The organism is Vibrio sp. Vb0349 (assembly GCF_033338975.1).
The window spans coordinates 1-1,402 of the sequence record NZ_JAWOTS010000198.1 but is presented as its reverse complement, the minus strand read 5'-3'; the positions used below and the strand labels follow the sequence as shown (position 1 = coordinate 1,402).

The following is a 1,402-nucleotide window of genomic DNA, read 5'->3' as shown; positions in this document are numbered from 1 at the left end:
CAAACCAATCGCTAATAGAACAAGGATGATCTGGCCAACTACGCCACCCGCATTTAGACGATCTTTCAGCGTTGGCGAGTTCGCTAGCTGTTCTAAAAGAATGCCACGCGATGGATCAATAACTAACGAATCCAATTCGCCGTTGGTGAATGCGCTCGCTGTCGGACCATTTTCTGGCTGACGCAAATAGTTCACTGCGTCACCACGCTGGCCGTTCCATTTCACATAGCCATTGTCATCAAGTAGTGCCATTGCGCCAAGACGAACACCGTTGACTGTCTGTTCTTTACCTTCTCCATCGAGCAAAGTGAAAGAGACCTTCGCCAGTTCGCCACTTGCGGTAACTTGCTCTTCCATACTGCGCCACATCGCTTGCAATTGCTTCAACGTCGGTAGAGACTTCGCCGCGACAATAGCTTCAATGTCTTTTTGATATGAGTTGGCATCTACGCCGGTCACTGCGTGTTTCAGTTCTGACTCAAGCTCTTTCGCGTTTTGACGAACAACACCAAATAGTTCGCCTAGGCTGCCCGTTTCTAAACGCAATTGCTCTTCTAACTGAGCCAGTTCCGCTTCATTTTCACTAAACGTGACGCTTAATGTATCAGCTTCGGCTTGAAGGGCTGCACGCTCAGCAACAAGCTTGTTTTTAATTGCTTGCAGCTCTTGTTCGGTTTTCTTGAAACCCGATTCACGTGACGCATTGTGCGTTTGCTGCTGACGATTTTCTTGCTGCGCTTTTTGCAACAACGTATCACTCGCGAACGTCGTGTGAGGCATCATCGCCGCGGTTGAGATAAGAGCAACCGATAGCCATTTCTTGATCATTTACTTGCCCTCCGCAACCGTTAGTGACACTGGCAGAGTTAACATACTCGGTGCAATTTGTTTGTTTGCCATAGCAAACGCCTTATCTAGCTCGGTCTTTTGTTCCGAACCAACAGGCTGCCAGGCTTGTTGCTGTTGCGACCAACTCCAGAATTTGTCACCAGACAGGCTACGCGCAACCAAAGATACACGGCCCAAGTAAAGGACATCAGCTTCCACTTTTTCGTTAGCATCTAGGTTAATTTTGCCTTGGTAGATACCAAGCTTGGTGCCGTAGTCCATTTCAATTTGGTAGGCTTCTAGGATTCGACGGAATTTCTCTGCGTCGGCAACATCGGCTCGCGTCATCAGATCATCAAGCTTCGCAATGCGTTCTTCACGCTGAGCTTTACGAATAGGTTTGTCGCTGGCCACTATGCGCTTGAGTCCTTCAAGCATGTGATACATCAATGGCACGACACCCTGACGAGTTTGAGCAATCTGCTCAATTTGCTCGTTCAAACTGTTCACTTCTTGATGTTGGCTTTCGACCAAACTTGAAAGATGATCACGATAAATCTTCAAGTTGCTGACT

General features: G+C 47.8%; 1 protein-coding gene and 1 pseudogene. Both read right to left on the bottom strand.

The features are described 5' to 3' along the window. Positions 1-828: pseudogene (locus tag R7Q47_RS24510) on the bottom strand (flagellar motor protein MotA); the annotation flags it as partial. Continuing rightward, a partial coding sequence (locus R7Q47_RS24505; RefSeq protein WP_318089838.1) for a DUF3450 domain-containing protein occupies positions 829-1,402 on the bottom strand: 574 nt, incomplete at its 5' end.